The organism is Micromonospora zingiberis, from assembly GCF_004331455.1.
In the GTDB taxonomy this organism is placed as follows: Bacteria; Actinomycetota; Actinomycetes; order Mycobacteriales; family Micromonosporaceae; genus Micromonospora; species Micromonospora zingiberis.
In genome coordinates this window covers 94,882-111,725 of the sequence record NZ_SJJR01000003.1, presented here as the reverse complement: position 1 = coordinate 111,725, position 16,844 = coordinate 94,882, and the positions used below count along the sequence as shown (strand labels likewise).

The 16,844-nt window shown below is 73.8% G+C and carries 12 protein-coding genes and 1 pseudogene; 5 read left to right on the top strand and 8 right to left on the bottom strand.

What is annotated here, in order from left to right; genetic code table 11:
- The first annotated feature begins 86 nt into the window (after nucleotides 1-86).
- Nucleotides 87-1,064 carry a GlxA family transcriptional regulator gene (locus E0H26_RS05845; RefSeq protein WP_131301686.1) on the top strand — a complete coding sequence of 326 codons (978 nt, stop codon included), beginning with the start codon at nucleotides 87-89 and terminating at the stop codon, nucleotides 1,062-1,064.
- A 174-nt stretch (nucleotides 1,065-1,238) separates the two neighbouring features.
- On the opposite strand, the pseudogene tilS reads toward E0H26_RS05845, so the two are convergent.
- From tilS to dacB, 3 genes and pseudogenes are all read right to left on the bottom strand, one after another.
- Nucleotides 1,239-2,210: pseudogene (tilS, locus tag E0H26_RS05840) on the bottom strand (tRNA lysidine(34) synthetase TilS); the annotation flags it as partial.
- Between the two features lie 10 nt (nucleotides 2,211-2,220).
- A complete protein-coding gene (locus E0H26_RS05835; RefSeq protein WP_131301681.1) occupies nucleotides 2,221-3,288 on the bottom strand; it encodes a zinc-dependent metalloprotease in 1,068 nt (355 codons plus the stop codon).
- 54 nt (nucleotides 3,289-3,342) lie between these two features.
- Nucleotides 3,343-4,797, bottom strand: coding sequence for a D-alanyl-D-alanine carboxypeptidase/D-alanyl-D-alanine endopeptidase (dacB, locus tag E0H26_RS05830; RefSeq protein WP_131301677.1), 1,455 nt, complete (start codon nucleotides 4,795-4,797; stop codon nucleotides 3,343-3,345).
- A 431-nt stretch (nucleotides 4,798-5,228) separates the two neighbouring features.
- Here dacB and E0H26_RS05825 point away from each other — a divergent pair, with 431 nt between their 5' ends.
- A complete protein-coding gene (locus tag E0H26_RS05825) occupies nucleotides 5,229-5,735 on the top strand; it encodes an inorganic diphosphatase (RefSeq protein WP_119579760.1) in 507 nt (168 codons plus the stop codon).
- A gap of 26 nt (nucleotides 5,736-5,761) precedes the next feature.
- Here the strand turns inward: E0H26_RS05825 and eccD are convergent, their stop codons facing one another.
- Nucleotides 5,762-7,159 carry a type VII secretion integral membrane protein EccD gene (gene eccD, locus E0H26_RS05820; protein WP_131301674.1) on the bottom strand — a complete coding sequence of 466 codons (1,398 nt, stop codon included), beginning with the start codon at nucleotides 7,157-7,159 and terminating at the stop codon, nucleotides 5,762-5,764.
- Between the two features lie 100 nt (nucleotides 7,160-7,259).
- Between eccD and eccCa the strand changes: the two genes are divergently transcribed.
- The 3 genes from eccCa to E0H26_RS05805 all read left to right on the top strand — a co-directional run bounded on the left by eccCa (nucleotide 7,260) and on the right by E0H26_RS05805 (nucleotide 13,434).
- Nucleotides 7,260-11,210, top strand: coding sequence for a type VII secretion protein EccCa (gene eccCa / locus E0H26_RS05815; protein WP_131301671.1), 3,951 nt, complete (start codon nucleotides 7,260-7,262; stop codon nucleotides 11,208-11,210).
- 85 nt (nucleotides 11,211-11,295) lie between these two features.
- Nucleotides 11,296-12,606: a type VII secretion-associated serine protease mycosin gene (gene mycP, locus E0H26_RS05810; RefSeq protein ID WP_420812791.1), complete on the top strand. Its 1,311-nt coding sequence runs from the start codon at nucleotides 11,296-11,298 to the stop codon at nucleotides 12,604-12,606.
- Nucleotides 12,607-12,729: 123 nt separating this feature from the next.
- On the top strand, nucleotides 12,730-13,434 hold the full coding sequence (locus tag E0H26_RS05805) for a phosphatase PAP2 family protein (RefSeq protein WP_131302588.1): 705 nt from the start codon (nucleotides 12,730-12,732) through the stop codon (nucleotides 13,432-13,434).
- A 4-nt stretch (nucleotides 13,435-13,438) separates the two neighbouring features.
- Here E0H26_RS05805 and E0H26_RS05800 read toward each other — a convergent pair whose 3' ends face one another.
- From E0H26_RS05800 to nth, 4 genes are all read right to left on the bottom strand, one after another.
- Nucleotides 13,439-14,617 (bottom strand): MarP family serine protease, encoded by a 1,179-nt coding sequence (locus E0H26_RS05800; RefSeq protein WP_131301664.1) that lies wholly within the window; start codon nucleotides 14,615-14,617, stop codon nucleotides 13,439-13,441.
- A gap of 63 nt (nucleotides 14,618-14,680) precedes the next feature.
- Entirely contained in the window at nucleotides 14,681-15,349 is a 669-nt protein-coding gene (locus E0H26_RS05795; RefSeq protein ID WP_131302586.1) for an NUDIX hydrolase, read from the bottom strand.
- Between the two features lie 60 nt (nucleotides 15,350-15,409).
- Nucleotides 15,410-16,024 (bottom strand): TlpA family protein disulfide reductase, encoded by a 615-nt coding sequence (locus E0H26_RS05790; RefSeq protein WP_420812797.1) that lies wholly within the window; start codon nucleotides 16,022-16,024, stop codon nucleotides 15,410-15,412.
- Nucleotides 16,024-16,833 carry an endonuclease III gene (gene nth, locus E0H26_RS05785; RefSeq protein ID WP_206024927.1) on the bottom strand — a complete coding sequence of 270 codons (810 nt, stop codon included), beginning with the start codon at nucleotides 16,831-16,833 and terminating at the stop codon, nucleotides 16,024-16,026. The genes E0H26_RS05790 and nth overlap by 1 nt, the downstream gene beginning before the upstream one ends.
- Nucleotides 16,834-16,844: the final 11 nt, after the last annotated feature.

Below are 16,844 nucleotides of genomic sequence, written 5' to 3'. Positions count from 1 at the left end.
GTCTGCGCGCCGCGCCACGGACCCGACAGTGGCAGGAATGCCACCTGGCCTCGATTTCCTGCCACCTGTCCGGTTACCCTCGTCACATGCTTCACTCGGTGGCCGTACTCGTCCTGGATGGCGTCGCACCGTTCGAGCTGGGTGTGCTGGCCGAGGTGTTCGGCACCGACCGCACCGCCGACGGTCTGCCCGGCTACCGGTTCGACGTGTGCAGTCCACGGGGCGCCACCGTGCGCACCTCCGCCGGCTTCCAGCTGGTGCCGAACGCCGACCTCGGCCCGGTCGAGCAGGCGGACCTGGTGGCGGTCCCGGCGCACGATCCCAGCACCACCGCGCCCGGCGAGGTGCATGAGGCGCTGCGTCGCGCCGCCGACCGGGGCGCGTACCTGTTCAGCGTGTGCGCGGGCGCGTACCTGCTGGGCGAGGCGGGGCTGCTCGACGGGCGGGAGTGCACCACCCACTGGCGGCACGTCGACGAGTTGCAACGCCGGCATCCGACCGCCCGGGTCCGCTGCAACTCGCTCTACGTGCAGGACGGCCGGCTACTCACCAGCGCCGGCACCGCCGCCGGCATCGACGCCTGCCTGCACCTGGTACGTCAGGAACACGGCTCGGCCACCGCCACCCGGCTCGCCCGCCGCATGGTGGTGCCGCCGCACCGCGACGGTGGACAGTCCCAGTACGTCGAGGCCCCGATCGCCAAGGCGCCGGAGGCCCCCACCCTGGAGCCGGTCCTGGAGTGGCTGATGGGCCGGCTCGACCAGCAGATCACCGTCGACGAGCTGGCCGCCCGGGCCGGCATGGCACCACGCACGTTCGCCCGGCGGTTCCGCGCGGAGACCGGCACCACCCCGCACGACTGGCTGACCAACCAGCGGGTCCTGTTGGCCCGTCGGTTGTTGGAGGAGACCGGGTTGACCGTGGAGGCGGTGGCCGACCGGGCCGGTTTCGGCGACGCCGCCGCCCTCCGCCACCACTTCAGCCGCCGGGTCGGTGCCACCCCGCACGCCTACCGGGCCACGTTCCGCGACCGCGCCCCGGCGCCGGCTGACCTGGCCGGCTGACCTGGCCGGCTGACCTGGCCCGGCTGGCCTGGCCGGAAACGGTCGATGTCGGTGCCGATGACCAGGACCGGGCCGACGGCGTCACAGACCGGGGACGGCGGGATCCGGCCCCTCGGCGGGCACCGCACCCGGGGCTTCGTCCACCGCACCCGGGGCTTCGTCCGGCGCTGGCAGCAGGCGGCCGGCCCGGCGCACCACCCGCAGCCCGCCCGGCAGGTACGCCGCCCCCTGCCCCCGCCAGTCGGTGACCAGCAGGTCGAGCGCGGCGAGGTGCCGGTGGGACAGCGCGGCCGGTGGCGCGCCCAACTCGTGGACCCAGGCCCGCAGCACCCGGCCACGAACCGCGGCAGCGAGGTCGGCCAGCGTCTTGACGGCCAGCCCACCGTCGGGGTGCCGCGCCGCGAGCAGCGCCTCGTCCGCCAACTCGTCCAGCACGGCGTTGTCCGCCGCAACCAGTCGCGCGGTCCGGGCAAGGTTGTCCAGGACACCGGGGCCGAGGGTCGCTACCAGCACCGGCAACACCTCGGCCCGGACCCGGGACCGGGCGTACGCGGGATCGAGGTTGTGCGGGTCCTCCCACGGGGTCAGCCCGAGCGCCGCGCACGCCGCCCGGGTCTGCCCCCGGCTGATCTCCAGCAGTGGGCGCACCAGCGGCACCCCGGCCAGGTCCCGGCGCGGCGGCATCCCCGCCAGCCCGCGCGGGCCGGCGCCCCGGGCCAGCGCGAGCAGCACCGTCTCGGCCTGGTCGTCGCGGGTGTGCCCGGTGAGCAGCGCGGCGGCACGATGCCGCCCGGCCACCTCGACCAGCGCCTGGTAGCGGGCCTCGCGGGCCGCCGCCTCGGGACCGCCGCGCCGCCCGGCGACCTCGACCCGGACCACCTCCACGGGGGTCAGCCCGACCTGTTCGGCCCAGCGGGCCACCGTCTCGGCCCGCTCCGCCGACCCGGTCTGCAAGCCGTGGTCGACCGTGACCAGGCCGGCCGCGTGGCCGGCTCGGGGTGCCACGAACGCGACGGCGGCGGCCAGGGCCAGCGAGTCGGCACCCCCGGAGCAGGCGACCAGCACCGGTCCGTCCGCCGACAGTTCGGTCAGCGCGCGACGGACCGCGACCCGGATCGCGGCGACCGGCGGCGGGATCGCGGCCATCGACGCCGTCTCAGTTTGCGGGCGGTACCGGTCCGACCGGGCCGTGCACCCGCGCCACCCAGGCGTCCGGCTCACTCAACTCGGTCAGGCGCGGCAGGGTCAGCGGCGATTCGAAGATCCGGTTGAATCCGGCCATGCCGACCCGGTCGACCACCGCGTGCACGAACTTGCGGCCCTCGGCGTACTGCCGCATCTTGACGTCGATGCCGATCAACCGGCGGACGGCCTTCTCCACCGGGTTGCCGGCCTCCCGGCGCCGGTTGAAGCCCGCCCGGATGCGTTCGACGCTCGGAATGACCTGCGGGCCGACACCGTCCATCACGAACTCGGCGTGCCCCTCCAGCAGGGTCATCAGCGCGGTCAGCCGATCCAGCACGGCCCGCTGCCCCGGCGTCTGCACGATGTCCAGCACGCTGGACCGGCTCTGCGGGTTGCGGACCACGTCGGCGAGGGTGCCCACGCCCCGGCGCAGCCGGTCGAGCAGGTGCTCGCCGCCCTGGGCGGCGTCCACGAACGCCTGCACCTCGCCGAGGAAGTACCCCCGCATCCACGGCACGGCGGTGAACTGCGTCCGGTGGGTCACCTCGTGCAGGCAGACCCAGAGCCGGAAGTCGCGCGGGTCGGCGTCCAGCTTGCGCTCCACCTCGACGATGTTCGGCGCGACGAGGAGCAACTGGCCCGGATCGGCCGAGAAGACCTCGTACTGGCCGAGCACCCGGCCGGACAGGTACGCCAGCACGGTGCCCGCCTGAACCCCGGTGACCCGGGACCCCACCGCCTCGGTCAGCGCACCTGGTTGCTTGTCCTTGCCCAGCCGGCCGACCAGTGGGGTGATCACCTCGCGCAGGCCGGCGATGTTGGTGGCGGCCCAGTCACGCCGGTCGACCACCCGCACCGGCGGGTGCGCCACCTGTGACGTGAGCCCGGTGTACTCGGCGACGTGCCCGGCCGCCTCGTCGGTCAACCGGCGCAGGTTGGCGACCACCTCGGTCGCCTCGTCGTACGACACCCGGGGGCCGGTCTTGCCCAGTGCCCCCGCGGTCGCGACGGCCAGATCCCAGTCCACGAACTGCGCCATGCCACCCACCGTACCCGCGCCGGCACAGTCGTCCACGGCTCGGCGACGTCAGGGTCAGTGGCAGCCGCAGGTGGCGAGGGCGGCGGCGATCCGGTCGAGCGCCACCCGGGCCGGCTCCATCCCGTCGGGTGGCACCTGATCGGTGAGTACGGCGAAGGTGAGCAACCGGCCCTCGGCCGTCGTCACCACACCCGCGATGGCGTGCACCCTGGTCAGCGTGCCCGTCTTGGCGCGGACCATGCCGGCCCCGGCGGCGGTACCCGGCGCGGAGCCGTAGCGGTCGCGCAGCGTGCCCGACCATCCGGCGACCGGAAGTCCACCGAAGATGCCACCCAGCTCGGGGTGGTCCGGACCGGCCGCGAGGGCCAGCAGCTCGGTCAGCAACGTGGGGCTGATCAGATTCTTCCGGGACAGTCCGCTGCCGTCGGCGAGGGTCAGGCCAGCGGCCGGCAGGCCCAGCTCGGACACCACCTCGGCCATCGCCGAGGCGGCACCGGCGAACGACGCCGGTTGGTCCCGGGCCAGGGCGACCTGACGGGCCAGCGCCTCGGCGACGATGTTGTCGCTTTCACTGATCATGATGTCGACCAGGCGGATCAGCGGGGGCGACTGGACCACGCCCAGTTCGGCACCCGGCTCGATGGTCCCGGCCGGCGCTCCGGTCGCCTCGGCCGGTGGCGCCGGAGCGGTGCCCTTGCGCACGGCGCTCTCCGACACCCCGAGCAGCCGGGCGAAGGCGCGACCGGCGGTGAGGTCCGGCTGCGGGACCCGCTCGGCCCAGCCCCGGCCGGCCTTCGGATCCGTACGCGCACCGTCGAGCATCAGCGCCGTCATCGCGCCGCCGTATCCGCCGGTGGGGATGTCGTCGTCCCAGCCCGGCCCGAACACCGGACCGGAGTAGAGCGAGGAGTCGACGACGACCCGGGTCGGCGCGGTCCCGCCCAGCGCGGTACGCACCTGCCCGGCCAGGTCTTCGAGGCTGCCGGCGCCCTGGTAGAAGCCCTTGGCGCCAGCCGCCAGCGTCGGGTCGCCGCCGCCGACGATCACCACCTCGCCCGGCTGCTCGCCGGCCACCGCCCTCGTCGGGATCCGGTGGCCAGGGCCGCGCGCGGTGAGCACGGTGACCGCGGTCAGCAGCTTGGTCACCGACGCCGGCACGGTGCCCGCACCGCCGCCCTGGTCGAACAGCGGCTGCCCGGTCAACGCGTCGGCCACCGCCACGTTGACCCGATCCCCGAGGGCGGGGTCGGCGATCAGCGGGTCGAGTACCGCCCGCAGCCCATCGGTGGCGGGCATCGGCGCGCCGATGTCGGTGCCGGCCAGCACCGCGACCGGCGACGGCTCCACCGGCTCGGTGCTGGGCGCGGCGGGGCCTTCGCCCAGCCACCGCCCGACCGGACCGGGACGCACCACGACCAGGCCCACCACCGCCAGTACCAGCACCAGCGCGGCGGCGAGCAGCACCGGCAACCGACGGCGCGCAGCCGGTTGACTCGGCACCGGGGGCACGCCAGAGGGACCGTTCGGGCCACCGCCGCCGGGTCCGCTCGACGGCGGTTCCGCCGCCAGGGACGCGCCGGCGCCGGCGCCAACCGTCAAGGGCTGGGTCTGTTCCGCCGGATCCAGCCCGGGCTCGGCAGCGGCGGGGCTGGCCGGGATGGCCGACTGCGGCCGGAGGACCTGCGCCTCGGGCACCGGCACCCGTCCGGCTGCCGGCTTGGCGGGTGGTTGGCGGGATCCGCCGTCACTCGCACCGCCGGGTCGGTAGTGTGAATCTTCCCTCCCCACGACCCCCTCCTCCCCGCCCGGAACCGGCCTGGGTGACACTACTTCGGTCCGAAGACTATGCGGCGGCCGGACTCGGTGGGTGGGCATTCGCCTGTCCGGGGCGCGGCCGCCGGTTCCGTCAAGCCAGCGTGGGCGAACGAGGGAGCGTGCAGATGGATTTCGACGTCACGGTTGAGATCCCCAAAGGTCACCGCAACAAGTACGAGGTGGACCACGTGACCGGCCGGATCCGGCTGGACCGCACCCTCTTCACCTCCACGCAGTACCCGGCCGACTACGGCTTCATCGAGGGCACCCTGGGCGAGGACGGCGACCCGCTGGACGCGCTGGTGCTGGTGCCCGAGCCGACCTTCCCGGGCTGCCTGATCCGCTGCCGCACCATCGGCATGTTCCGGATGACCGACGAGAAGGGCGGCGACGACAAGGTCCTCTGCGTGCCCTACGAGGACCCGCGCCAGGAGCACCTGCGCGACATCCACCACCTGGGCGAGTTCGACCGGCTGGAGATCCAGCACTTCTTCGAGGTGTACAAGGACCTGGAGCCGGGCAAGTCGGTCGAGGGCGCGACCTGGGTGGGGCGGATCGAGGCCGAGGCCGAGATCCAGGCGTCGTACCGGCGGGCCAGGGAGGCCGCCGAGCGCGGCGAGTCCACGCACTGACGAAGGCTCGATTGGCCCGGGGGTTGCTAGCTGAGCAGCCCCCGGGCCTGTTCGTACAGGCCGAGCACCGCGCAGGCGATCGGCACCACGGAGACCACCAGCACGGTGTCGGCGAGGTCGGCGACCCGACCGAGGTACGGGGAGACCGGGCGGCGGGCGTACGTGGTGCCGCCGGCCACGACCAGCAGGGCGACCAGCAGCCCGCCGGCCGCCAGGACCAGTTGACCGCTCGCCCCCGCACCGCCGGCCAGTTCCGCGCCGAGCAGCAGGTATCCGGCCAGCCCGGCGAGCATAGGTGGCACCCGGTGCCGTACGGCCACGAAGAGCCGGGCACGCAGCAGCAGCACCGCCGAGGTCACCCCGACCAGCAGCCGACCAGCATTACCGGAGCCACCGAGCACCAGCGCGCCGGCCACCGCCAGCAGACCGTGCCCGATCAGCATCCCGGTCAACATCTCCTCGGTGCGCGCCACCGCCGCGTACACCCGGCTCCGGTCCGGCAGGTCCCGAGCCCGGTCCGGGTCGTCGGACGGGCCCGTGGGCAGGGTGATCGGCGGCAGCGGAACCTTGCCCAGCCGGATGGCCAGCAGCGGGATGGCCCCGACCGCCAAGGCCAGCACGCAGAGCAGCACGGCCGCGCTGCCGGCCGGGGTGAGCCAGAGGCCCCCCAGGGCCACCGGTACGCCGACCGTGCCGACCACCACGCCGGCCACGAAGATCCGCAGTCGGGTGGCCACCCCCAACAGTCCGAGCACCGACGCCAGCAGCAGTGCCACCGAGGCGGCCAGTAGTTCCGGGGCGCCGATCCAGGGCAGTGGGCCGAACGGGCCGACCGGGTCGCCCGAGCTGACGGCGAGGGCGCCGGCGACCGCCGCGAACGGCAGCGCGTACCCGCCGAGGGTGGCCCCGGCGGGACCATCGCCCTGTGCCCGGGACAGCACCGTGCCCGCCAGCACGAGCAGCGTCGACACCAGGGTCGCGGCCAGCCAGGCGGCGGGGTGGCCGGGGCCGCTGGCGAGGAGGGCGAGCAGGCCGACGGCGAGCGGAACGGCCGCCCCGCCCAGCGCGGCGGCGCGGGTGGCTCCGGGCGACCAGGCCCCGCCCCGACGACGTGCGCCGTCGGCGATCGCCTCCACCACGTCGTCGTACTCCAGTTCGGGCCACTGCACGCTGGCCGGCACCAGGTGCAGCACCTCACCGTCGCGGACGCCCTGGGCGAGCAGGGCCTGCCCGGTCGTCAGCACGCTGCCGTCGGCCCGCCGCAGCAGCCATCCGCCGTGGCGCTCCCCGTCGTCGGCCAGCCCTTCCCCGGCGTGCCGCAGCACCTCGGGCAGCAGCTCGACGAGCGGCACGTGCTCCGGCAGAGCCACGTCCACCCGCCGCTGCGGAGCGCTGACGGTGATCCGGGCCAGCCCGACTGTCATCGACCGACCTCCATCTTGAGCGGGGTGACGGCTGCGCGGACGGGAGGACTTTACCTACGATGAGCCAGCTTCGGGTTACCGAGCGCGGTCAGGAGGTCGAGTGCCCACTGTCGTCGTCCGGCGGCCACCCCGGCGTCCGGCACCGCAGATCCCGGTCGGTGAGCTGCCCGTGGAGGGGCCGCCGGAGATTCCCGCCAGCACCGGCGGACGCTGGCAGCAGCTGCTGATGGTGCTGCCGATGCTCGGCGGCACCGTCGCGATGGCGATGATGTTCGGTCGGGGCGGTGGCGCCTACTCGTACGTGGTCGGTGGCATGTTCGGCCTCTCGTCGCTGGCCATGCTGGTCACCTCCTGGGGCAGCGCCTCGGGCACCCCGCGGCGCTCGGAGATGATGGCGGCCCGCCGGGAGTACCTGCGACACCTGGCGACGTTGCGACGCCAGGTGCGCCACGCCGCGGCGCGGCAGCGGACCGGGCTCTGCTACCGGCACCCGGACCCGGGGCTGCTCTGGTCGACGGTGGACAGCCACCGGGTGTGGGAGCGACGGCCCGCCGACCCGGACTTCGCCGTGGTGCGGGTCGCGATCGGGCCGCAGACCCTGGCCACGCCGTTGGTTCCGCCGGTCACCCGCCCGCTGGAGGAGTTGGAGCCGATGACGGCGGGGGCGCTGCGGCGCTTCCTCGACGCGTACTCGGTGGTGCCCGATCTGCCGGTGGCGCTGTCGCTACGCAGCTTCGCCCGGGTCTTCGTCCGGGGAGCGCCGGCCGCGAACACCGGGTCGCCGAGCGCGCAGGCCCTGGTCCGGGCGATGATCACTCAGCTCGCGGTGTTCCACGCCCCGGACGAACTCCTCGTCGCGGTCTGCGCCGGGCCGGAGCGGCGCGACCTCTGGGAGTGGACGAAGTGGCTGCCGCACGCCCAGCACCCGAGCCGCACCGACGCCCTCGGCCCGGTACGGCTGGTGACCAGTTCGGCGGCGGAGTTGGAGGGCCTGCTCGACGAGGTGTTGACCAGCCGGTCCCGGTTCAGTCCCGCCGGGCCCGCCACCGACGGACCGCACCTGGTCGTCGTACTGGACGGCGGCGATCTGACCGGCGCCACCGAGTTGGCGGGCGACGGCGGCATCGACGCGGTGACCCTGATCGACCTGGACACTCCGCCACCCCGGCTGCTCGACCGGTTCGCGCTGCTGCTGGAGCTGCGCGGTGGCCGCCTGCACTCGCACTCGGCCGACGAGGCCGCCGAGGTCGGTACCGCCGACGCGCTCAGCATCGCCGAGGCCGAGGCGGTGGCCCGCCGGCTGGCGCCGCTACGCCTGGCCGCCGCCACCGGCGGCCGGGACACGGCACCCGGTGTCGAGCCGGGTCTGCCGGAGTTGCTCGGCATCGGGGACCCGGCGGGCTTCACCACCGAGCAGGGCTGGGCACCCCGGTCGGCCCGTGAGCGACTGCGGGTGCCCATCGGCGTGGGCGCCGACGGCGGCGCGATCGAACTGGACCTGAAGGAGTCGGCGCAGGACGGCATGGGCCCGCACGGGTTGCTCATCGGCGCCACCGGCTCCGGCAAGTCCGAGTTGCTGCGTACGCTGGTGCTCGGGCTCGCCGCCACCCACTCGTCCGAGCAGCTCAACTTCGTGCTTGTCGATTTCAAGGGCGGGGCGACGTTCGCCTCCTTCGACCGGCTGCCGCACACCGCCGCGGTGATCACCAACCTGGCCGACGCGCTGCCGCTGGTCGACCGCATGGTCGACGCGATCAACGGCGAGTTGGTCCGCCGGCAGGAGTTGCTCCGCCGGGCCGGCAACTTCGCCAGCCTGCGCGACTACGAACGGGCCCGGGCGGCGGGCAGCCCACTGGCCCCGCTGCCGTCGCTGCTGTTGGTCTGCGACGAGTTCTCCGAACTGCTCTCCGCCAAGCCCGACTTCATCGACCTCTTCGTCCAGATCGGCCGGTTGGGTCGCTCCCTCGGCGTGCACCTGCTGCTGGCCAGCCAGCGGCTGGAAGAGGGGAGGCTACGCGGGCTCGACACCCACCTGTCGTACCGGATCGGTCTGCGTACCTTCTCGGCGCTGGAGTCCCGCACGGTGCTCGGGGTGCCGGACGCCCACGAACTGCCCCGCTCACCGGGGCACGGGTACCTGCGCTTCGGCACCGAGCCGCTGCTGCGGTTCAAGGCCGCGTACGTCTCCGGGCCGGTCCGACGGCGAGGTACGTCGGCTTCGGCGGCCGGCCCGGACCGGCCCCGGCTGGTCGCCTTCTCCACCCACTTCACGCCCACGCCGCAGCCACCCACCCCGGCCATCACCGCCGAGCCGGCCGAGGAGAGCGGGCAGAGCCTGCTCGACCTGCTGGTCGGCCGGCTCGCCGGGCAGGGTCCGCCGGCCCATCAGGTGTGGCTGCCACCGCTGGACGGCGCACCCACCCTGGACGAGTTGGTCGGACCGCTCGTGGTCGACCCGGTCCGTGGCCTGACCTTCGGCAACCCCGAGCTGCACGGCGCCCTCCAGGTGCCGGTGGCGGTGGTCGACAAGCCGTACGAGCAGCGGCGCGACCTGCTCTGGCTGGCGCTGGACGGCGCGGCCGGTCACGTCGCGGTGGTCGGCGGTACGCAGAGCGGCAAATCCACCGCCCTTCGTACGCTGATCTGTGCGTTGGCGCTCACCCACACCCCGGCCGAGGTGCAGGTCTACGGCCTCGACTTCGGCGGGGGCGGGTTGGCGGCGGTGCGCGACCTGCCGCACGTCGGTGGGGTCGTGGGGCGGGCCGACCCGACCGGCGTACGCCGGACGGTGGGTGAGATGGCCACCCTGTTGGCGGAGCGGGAACGCGCCTTCGCCGAGTCCGGCATCGAGTCGATCGCCGCCTGGCGACAGCGCCGGGCCGCTCAGCCCGCCTCCGGCGCACCCGGCGGCGACGCGTTCGGTGACGTCTTCCTCGTCGTCGACGGCTGGGCGACCCTGCGCAGCGAGTACGACGACCTGGAGCCGCTGATCACCGATCTCGCCACCCGTGGCCTGTCGTACGGCCTGCATGTGGTGGCGACCGCGGTGCGCTGGTTGGACTTCCGCCCGGCCATCCGAGACCTGTTCGGCTCCCGGCTGGAGTTGCGCCTCGGTGACCCGTCCGATTCGTTGGTCGCCCGACGCGCGGCGGCGGACGTGCCGGAGCAGACACCGGGCCGCGGCATCACCGCTGCCAGCCTGCACTTCCTCACCGCGGTGCCACAGTCCGCCGGCTCGGACACCGCCGCGCTGGTGAAACAGGTGGCCGGGGCATGGTCCGGGCCGGCCGCGCCCCGGGTACGGCTGCTGCCGGCGGTGCTGCCCTACGCCGACCTGGACCTCGATGCCGCCACCGGGCTGCGCATTCCGGTCGGGATCGCCGAGGCGGACCTGCGCCCGGTCGTCCTCGATTTCACCACCGAGCCGCACTTCGTGGTCTACGGCGACGCCGAGTGCGGCAAGTCGTCGTTCCTGCGCGCCCTGGCCACCTCGATCGTCACCCGGTTCACCCCGGAGCAGGCCCGGGTGATCCTGGTCGACTACCGACGCAGCCTGCTCGGCACCATCGACACCCCGCATCTGATCGGGTACGGCACCGCCGCCGCGCACACCGCCGACCTGGTCGAGTCCGCCGCCGGCTACATGCAGGGTCGGATTCCGGGTCCCGAGGTCGGCCCGGCCCAGCTACGCGACCGGTCCTGGTGGTCCGGACCCGAGTTGTTCGTCCTGGTCGACGACTACGACCTGGTGGCCAGCGGTCCGGCGAACCCGCTGCGGTCGCTGGAGGAGCACCTGCCGCACGCCCGTGACGTGGGGCTGCACCTGGTGCTGGTCCGACGTTCCGGCGGCGCCGGTCGGGCCCAGTACGAGCCCGTCGTCCAGCGGTTGCGCGAACTGTCCACGTCGGGCCTGGTGATGTCGGGCAGTCCGGAGGAGGGCGCACTGGTCGGGCCGGTACGGCCCGGTCCGTTGCCGGCCGGACGCGGCCGGCTGTTCACCCGACGTGAGGGTGTACGGCTGGTGCAACTCGCCTACATGTCGCCACAGTGACGTCGAGTCCACCGAACGTCCCTGCGAGCGGAATGGAACCGGTAATCTCCGATCGTCATGTCTGCTGCGACGAACGGCTGAGATTGTGACCAGGGTGCGGCACAGCGGCCCGCCGGGGGCCGGATGGTTGGCCAACCGGACGCTGCTCGCGACGGCGGCCACCGCGGTGTCGGCGGTCGTCGCGGTGGTGCCGGCCGCCGCCGTGCCGGTCACCCCGCACGTCGCCGTGCCAGTGGCGTACGCGCCCGGCGACGTGGCCGATCGGGCCGACCAGATCCGCGACGAGCAGTGGCAGCTCGACAAGCTGGGCGCGGAGATCGCTTGGCGAACGTCGACCGGACGTGGCGTGACGGTAGCCGTGATCGACTCCGGGGTGGACGGTTCCCACCCGGATCTGGTCGGGCGGGTGCTGCCCGGGATCGACCTGGTCTCGCCGGGCGGAGCGGCCGAGCCGGATCCGGTCGGGCACGGTACGACGGTGGCGGGGCTCATCGCCGGGCGTAACGACGACCGCCAGGGTGTGGTCGGGCTGGCCCCGGACGCCCGGATCCTGCCCGTGCGGGTCCTCGACGAGGAGAACCGCTACGACGACGCCCTGATCGTCGCCCAGGGCGTACGGTGGGCGGTCGACAACGGCGCTCAGGTGATCAACCTGTCGCTCGGCGGCAGCGGGGACAGCCCGGCGCTGGCCGCCGCCATCGACTACGCCTTCGCCCGCGACGTGGTGGTCGTCGCCTGCACCGGCAACCTGGCCACCTCGCCCGACGCGAAGGTGTGGTACCCGGCCCGCGAGCCCGGCGTGATCGCGGTTTCCGGCCTGGAGCGGTCCAGCAACAACCTGTGGAGCGGCGCCATCACCGGCCGGGCCACCATCCTGACGGCGCCCGCCAGCGGTCTCGTCGGCGCTCGTCCCCCGAGCGGGTACTGGCGGGTGCAGGGCACCAGCTTCGCCGCGCCACTGGTCGCCGCCACGGCCGCGCTGGTCCGGGCCCGGTATCCGCAGATGTCCGCCGGTGATGTGGTCAACCGGCTGCTGGTCACCGCGAAGGACATCGGCCCCACCGGTCGCGACGACCGGTTCGGTTACGGCCTGGTGGACCCGATCGCGGCGTTGACCGCCGACGTACCCCTGGTGCACCAGAACCCGCTGGACGACAACGAGGCGCCGGGGGTCACCGGGTTCGGCTCGGCGCCGGGCTCCGCCCCGACCCACGACCCGGACGCCGACCAGGTCGACCTGACCGGCGCGCAACAGGAGACCCGCTGGCGGGCCCGGGCCGCCGGTGCCCAGGACGACACCGGTTCGGAACGGCTCTGGATCGGCTCCGCGATCTTCGTCGCGCTACTCACCGGGGCCGTGCTGATGGTGCGCCGGTTCCGGCAGTCGCCCCGCTGACCGCCGGGACGGATCGGGCCGAAGCCCGGTACCCGACCCCCAGCTTCGGGTACCACCTTCGCCGTGGGTAGCAATCGGCGCGGCACCCCGCCGCCCTCCTGGCGCGAGCTGCGCGTACCGCCGATGGGCGCGTTGCGGCTGGGCCGCACCTCGACCGTCAGCCTGCTGGCGTTCCTGCCGTTCGCCCTGCTCGCCGGGCTGGTGCTGGGCGGCTGGCCGCCACTGCGTCGGCTCGACGTGACGGTGACCGAACACCTGCACGGGTACGCCGTCGCTCATCCGCTCTGGGTCCGGGTGATGAGCGTCTGGACCGACGCCTTCGCACCGATGCCGCTGCGCGCCGCCGCGCTGGTCCTGGTTGTCTGGCTGGCCCGCCGGGGCGCCCGGCGACTCGCGGTCTGGGTCGCCACCACCATGCTCGTCGGTGGCCTGCTCGGACCGCTGCTGAAACTGCTCGTCGGCCGAGCCCGACCGGCACTGCCGGATCCCGTGGCGGAGGCGCCCGGGTTGGCCTTCCCGTCGGGGCACGCGCTGAACGCGATGCTCGCCGCCGGGGTACTCGTGGTGGTGTTCCTGCCCCGCGCGCCGACACCGGACCGGGCCGGTCAACCGGTGGTCCGGGCCGGGGCGGTGGTCCACACGGTGATCTGGCTCGGTGCCCTGCTGATCGCCCTGGTCACCGGGTTCAGTCGGATCGCCCTCGGCGTGCACTGGACCAGCGACGTACTGGCCGGGTGGCTGCTCGGGTTGACGGTGGTCACCGCCGCCGCCACGGCTCTGGGGGTGTGGCCCCGGCCGGCGGCCCCTCGTCGGCCACCGGCACGGTGATCGGTCAGGTGCACTCGCCGGTGTCGACCCCCCGGGTGCGCTGCGCGCCCTCCAGGGCCACCGGCCGGGCCTCGGCTGCGGTCACCGCGAAGCCGGTGTTCGGGTCGTCCGCCGCCGCCGCGAAGATCACCCCGAGCACCAGACCGTTCGAGGAGACCAGCGGGCCACCCGAGTTGCCGCTGCGGACCAGCGCCCGGATCGTGTAGATCTCCCGGTTCACGCTTCCCGACGAGTAGATGTTCGGCCCGGGGATCCGACCGACGTCCCGGATCCGCGCCGACTGGGCGTTGTACGGCCCGTCCAGCGGGAAGCCGAGCACGATGGCGTCCGCGCCGGTGGAGGCGTTGCCGGCGGCGAACCGCATCGACGGACCGGGCAGCCCGGGCACGTACAGCACGGCGAGGTCGCGGTCCGGGTCGTAGACGACCACCTCACCGTCGTACCGGTCGCCGCGCAACTCCACCGCCACCGACCGGGTGCCGGCGACCACGTGCGCGTTGGTCATCACCCGGTCGTCGGCGTAGACGAAGCCGGAGCCCTCGATCCGGCGGGAGCAACTCGGTGCGGAGCCGAGCACCTTGACCACGGAACGCTGACCGCTGGCCACCACCTCGGAGCCGGCGAGCGCCGGGTCGGGCGGCTCGACCTGCCGGGCCTGGGTGCGGCGTAGGCCGTCGAAGACATCCGGGAAGCCGTTCGTGTCGACGGTGTCGCGCAGCGCGGTGGAGAGCTGTTGGGCCTGGTCGGGCAGCACCCGGTCGACCACGTTGAGCAGCGCGCTGCTGCGTACCGAGGCCGCCAGCCAGGGCAACGACGAGGAGCCGAGCGGCACCGCGACCAGCCAGGCGACCAGCAGCACCGCGAAGAGCGAGACGAAGGCGCCACCGACGTCGTCGGCCCGCCGGCCCACGTCACTGTTGATCGTGCGGCGCAGGTGCGAACCGAGCCAGCCGGCGAGCGCCTGACCGATCACGGCCAGCCCGAAGATGGCGACCAGTGAGATCAGTACCCGGGTGCCGCTGTCCACGAACTGCTGGGCGAGCATCGGCCCGACCTGGAGCCCGATCAGGGCGCCCAGGAAGAACCCGGAGAACGACAGCACCCCGATGACGAACCCCTGTCGGTATCCGCTGATCGCGAACACGAGCATGAGCAACAGCAGGACGAGATCCACGGCCGACACGGCTCAAGCGTACGGGCCGATGGCACACGGAATGACGATCGCTAGCGGAAGGTGACCATCAGATCAGCGCACCGCGCTCTCGTCGGCCTCGTCCGTGCCGGCCGAGGGCGCCGGTGTCGCCCCCGTCGGCGGTAGTTCGATCATCCGCTGGTGTGGCCACGGCCGGCTCCACCCACCCATGTCCAGCAGTGCGGACAGCACCCCGGCGGTGAATCCCCAGACCAGCATCCCGCGTACCGAGAACGCCGGGCCGATCCAGCCGCTCGGGTGGCGGACCCGTACCCGGTTGTCCGGGTCGACCAGCTCGGCGATCGGCAGCCGGGCGACGTGGGCCACCTCGGCCGGTTCCCGGGGGTGCACCGGGTGCGGCGCATGCCACCAGGCGAGCACCGGGGTCACCACGAAGTCGCTGACCGGGATCCAGAGCCGGGGCAGCTCGGCCAGCAGGGTGACACTGCCGACGTCGAGGCCGACCTCCTCGTTGGCCTCGCGCAGCGCGGTCGCGGCGGCGTCGGCGTCCTCCGGGTCGGCGGCCCCGCCCGGAAACGCCGGCTGACCGGCGTGGTTGCGCAGCGTCGCGGCCCGCTGTAGGACCAGCACGTCCGGCCCGGTCCGGGTGTCCTCCCCGAGCAGTACCAGCACCGCGCTTTCCCGGCCGCCACGCTCCGGCGTACGTAGCTGGGTGAAGTCCTCGGTACGAGCGGTGCCGAGCCGGGTCAGCAGCGGCTGCATCCAGCCGGGCGCCGCCTGTCGCGCAGCCGCCGTATCCGGGCCCTTGCTCACCGCGACACCTCACTCACCCGCAACCGCGATGCCCAGGTGCTGTCGGACGAGTCCAGCGAGGCTGGCGTCGTCGAGCGCACCCGAGGTGTCGATGTGCCGGACCTGCCCGCTGGCGTCCAGGAACACGGTCATCGGGAAGGCGTTGCGGCGCAGCGCCCGCTGCATCGCCTGCCCCTGGTCGACCAGCATCGGGAACCGTACGCCGAAGTCCTCGCCGATGGACTGGGCGGCGGAGCGGCTGTCCTGGGTGTTCACCCCGATCACCCGGAGCTGCCCGTCGGCGCGCTCGCTGAGGCGCTGGAAGGCGGGCAGTTCCTTGCGGCAGGGCGGGCACCAGGAGGCCCAGATGTTGATCACTGCCGGGCCACGGACGTCCCGCAGGGCGACCGGCGCGCCGCCGGTGAAGCAGGTCAGGGAGAGTTCCGGCAGCGGACTGTCGCCGTCCGCCGGGCGGTCGGCGACCGAGCCGTCCGGTGCGCTGGTCAGCGCGGCACAGTCCGCGAACGGCGACGGCCGGCTGGCGGCCGGGTCCTGCCCGCTGGGTGGGGGTGGTTCGGCGTCGGCGGTGCAGGCGGCGGTGACCGCCAGCAGCAGCGGCACGGCGAGCAGGGCGATCCGACGGATCACGGTGCCTCCGCCCGGACCGCCTGGACCGGCACCAGGTCGGGATCGACCCCGGCGGCGGCCGCCAGGTCACCCGCCCGGGGGCCCTTGAGCAGCTTCGCCGCGGCGGCCGGCTCGGTGGGCCCGGTGCCGTACGACGGGCAGAGCTTCGCCAACGTGCACGCCCCGCAGGCGGGCTTGCGGGCGTGACAGACCCGGCGGCCGTGGAAGATGATCCGGTGCGACAGCATGGTCCAGTCGCGCTTCGGGAACATCGCCCCGATCGCGTGTTCGATCTTGACCGGGTCGGTCTCCGGGGTGAGCCCCCAGCGGTGCACCAGCCGCTGGAAGTGGGTGTCGACGGTGATGCCGGGCACGTCGAAGGCGTTGCCGAGGATGACGTTGGCGGTCTTGCGGCCGATCCCGGGCAGGGTCACCAGGTCGACCAGCCGGCCGGGGACGCGGCCGTCGTACCGCTGCACGAGCGCCTGACCGAGCTGGATCAGTGAGCTGGTCTTGTTGCGGTAGAACCCGGTGGGCCGGATCAGCTCCTCCATCTCGGCCCGGTCCGCCCCGGCATAGTCGGCGGCCGTCGGGTAGCGGGCGAAGAGCTTCGGGGTGACCTCGTTGACCTTCTTGTCCGTGCACTGGGCCGACAGGATGGTGGCGACGGCCAACTCCAGCGGGCTGTTGTGGTTGAGCTCACAGTGCGCGTCGGGGTGCGTCTCGGTCAGCACGCGGCCGATCCGCCGCGCCCGCCGGGTGCGCCCCAGGTCGGTCTCGGTGGCACTTCTGGTCACGACGGCCAGCCTACGTCGCCCCGCCGACACCGCCGCCGGCA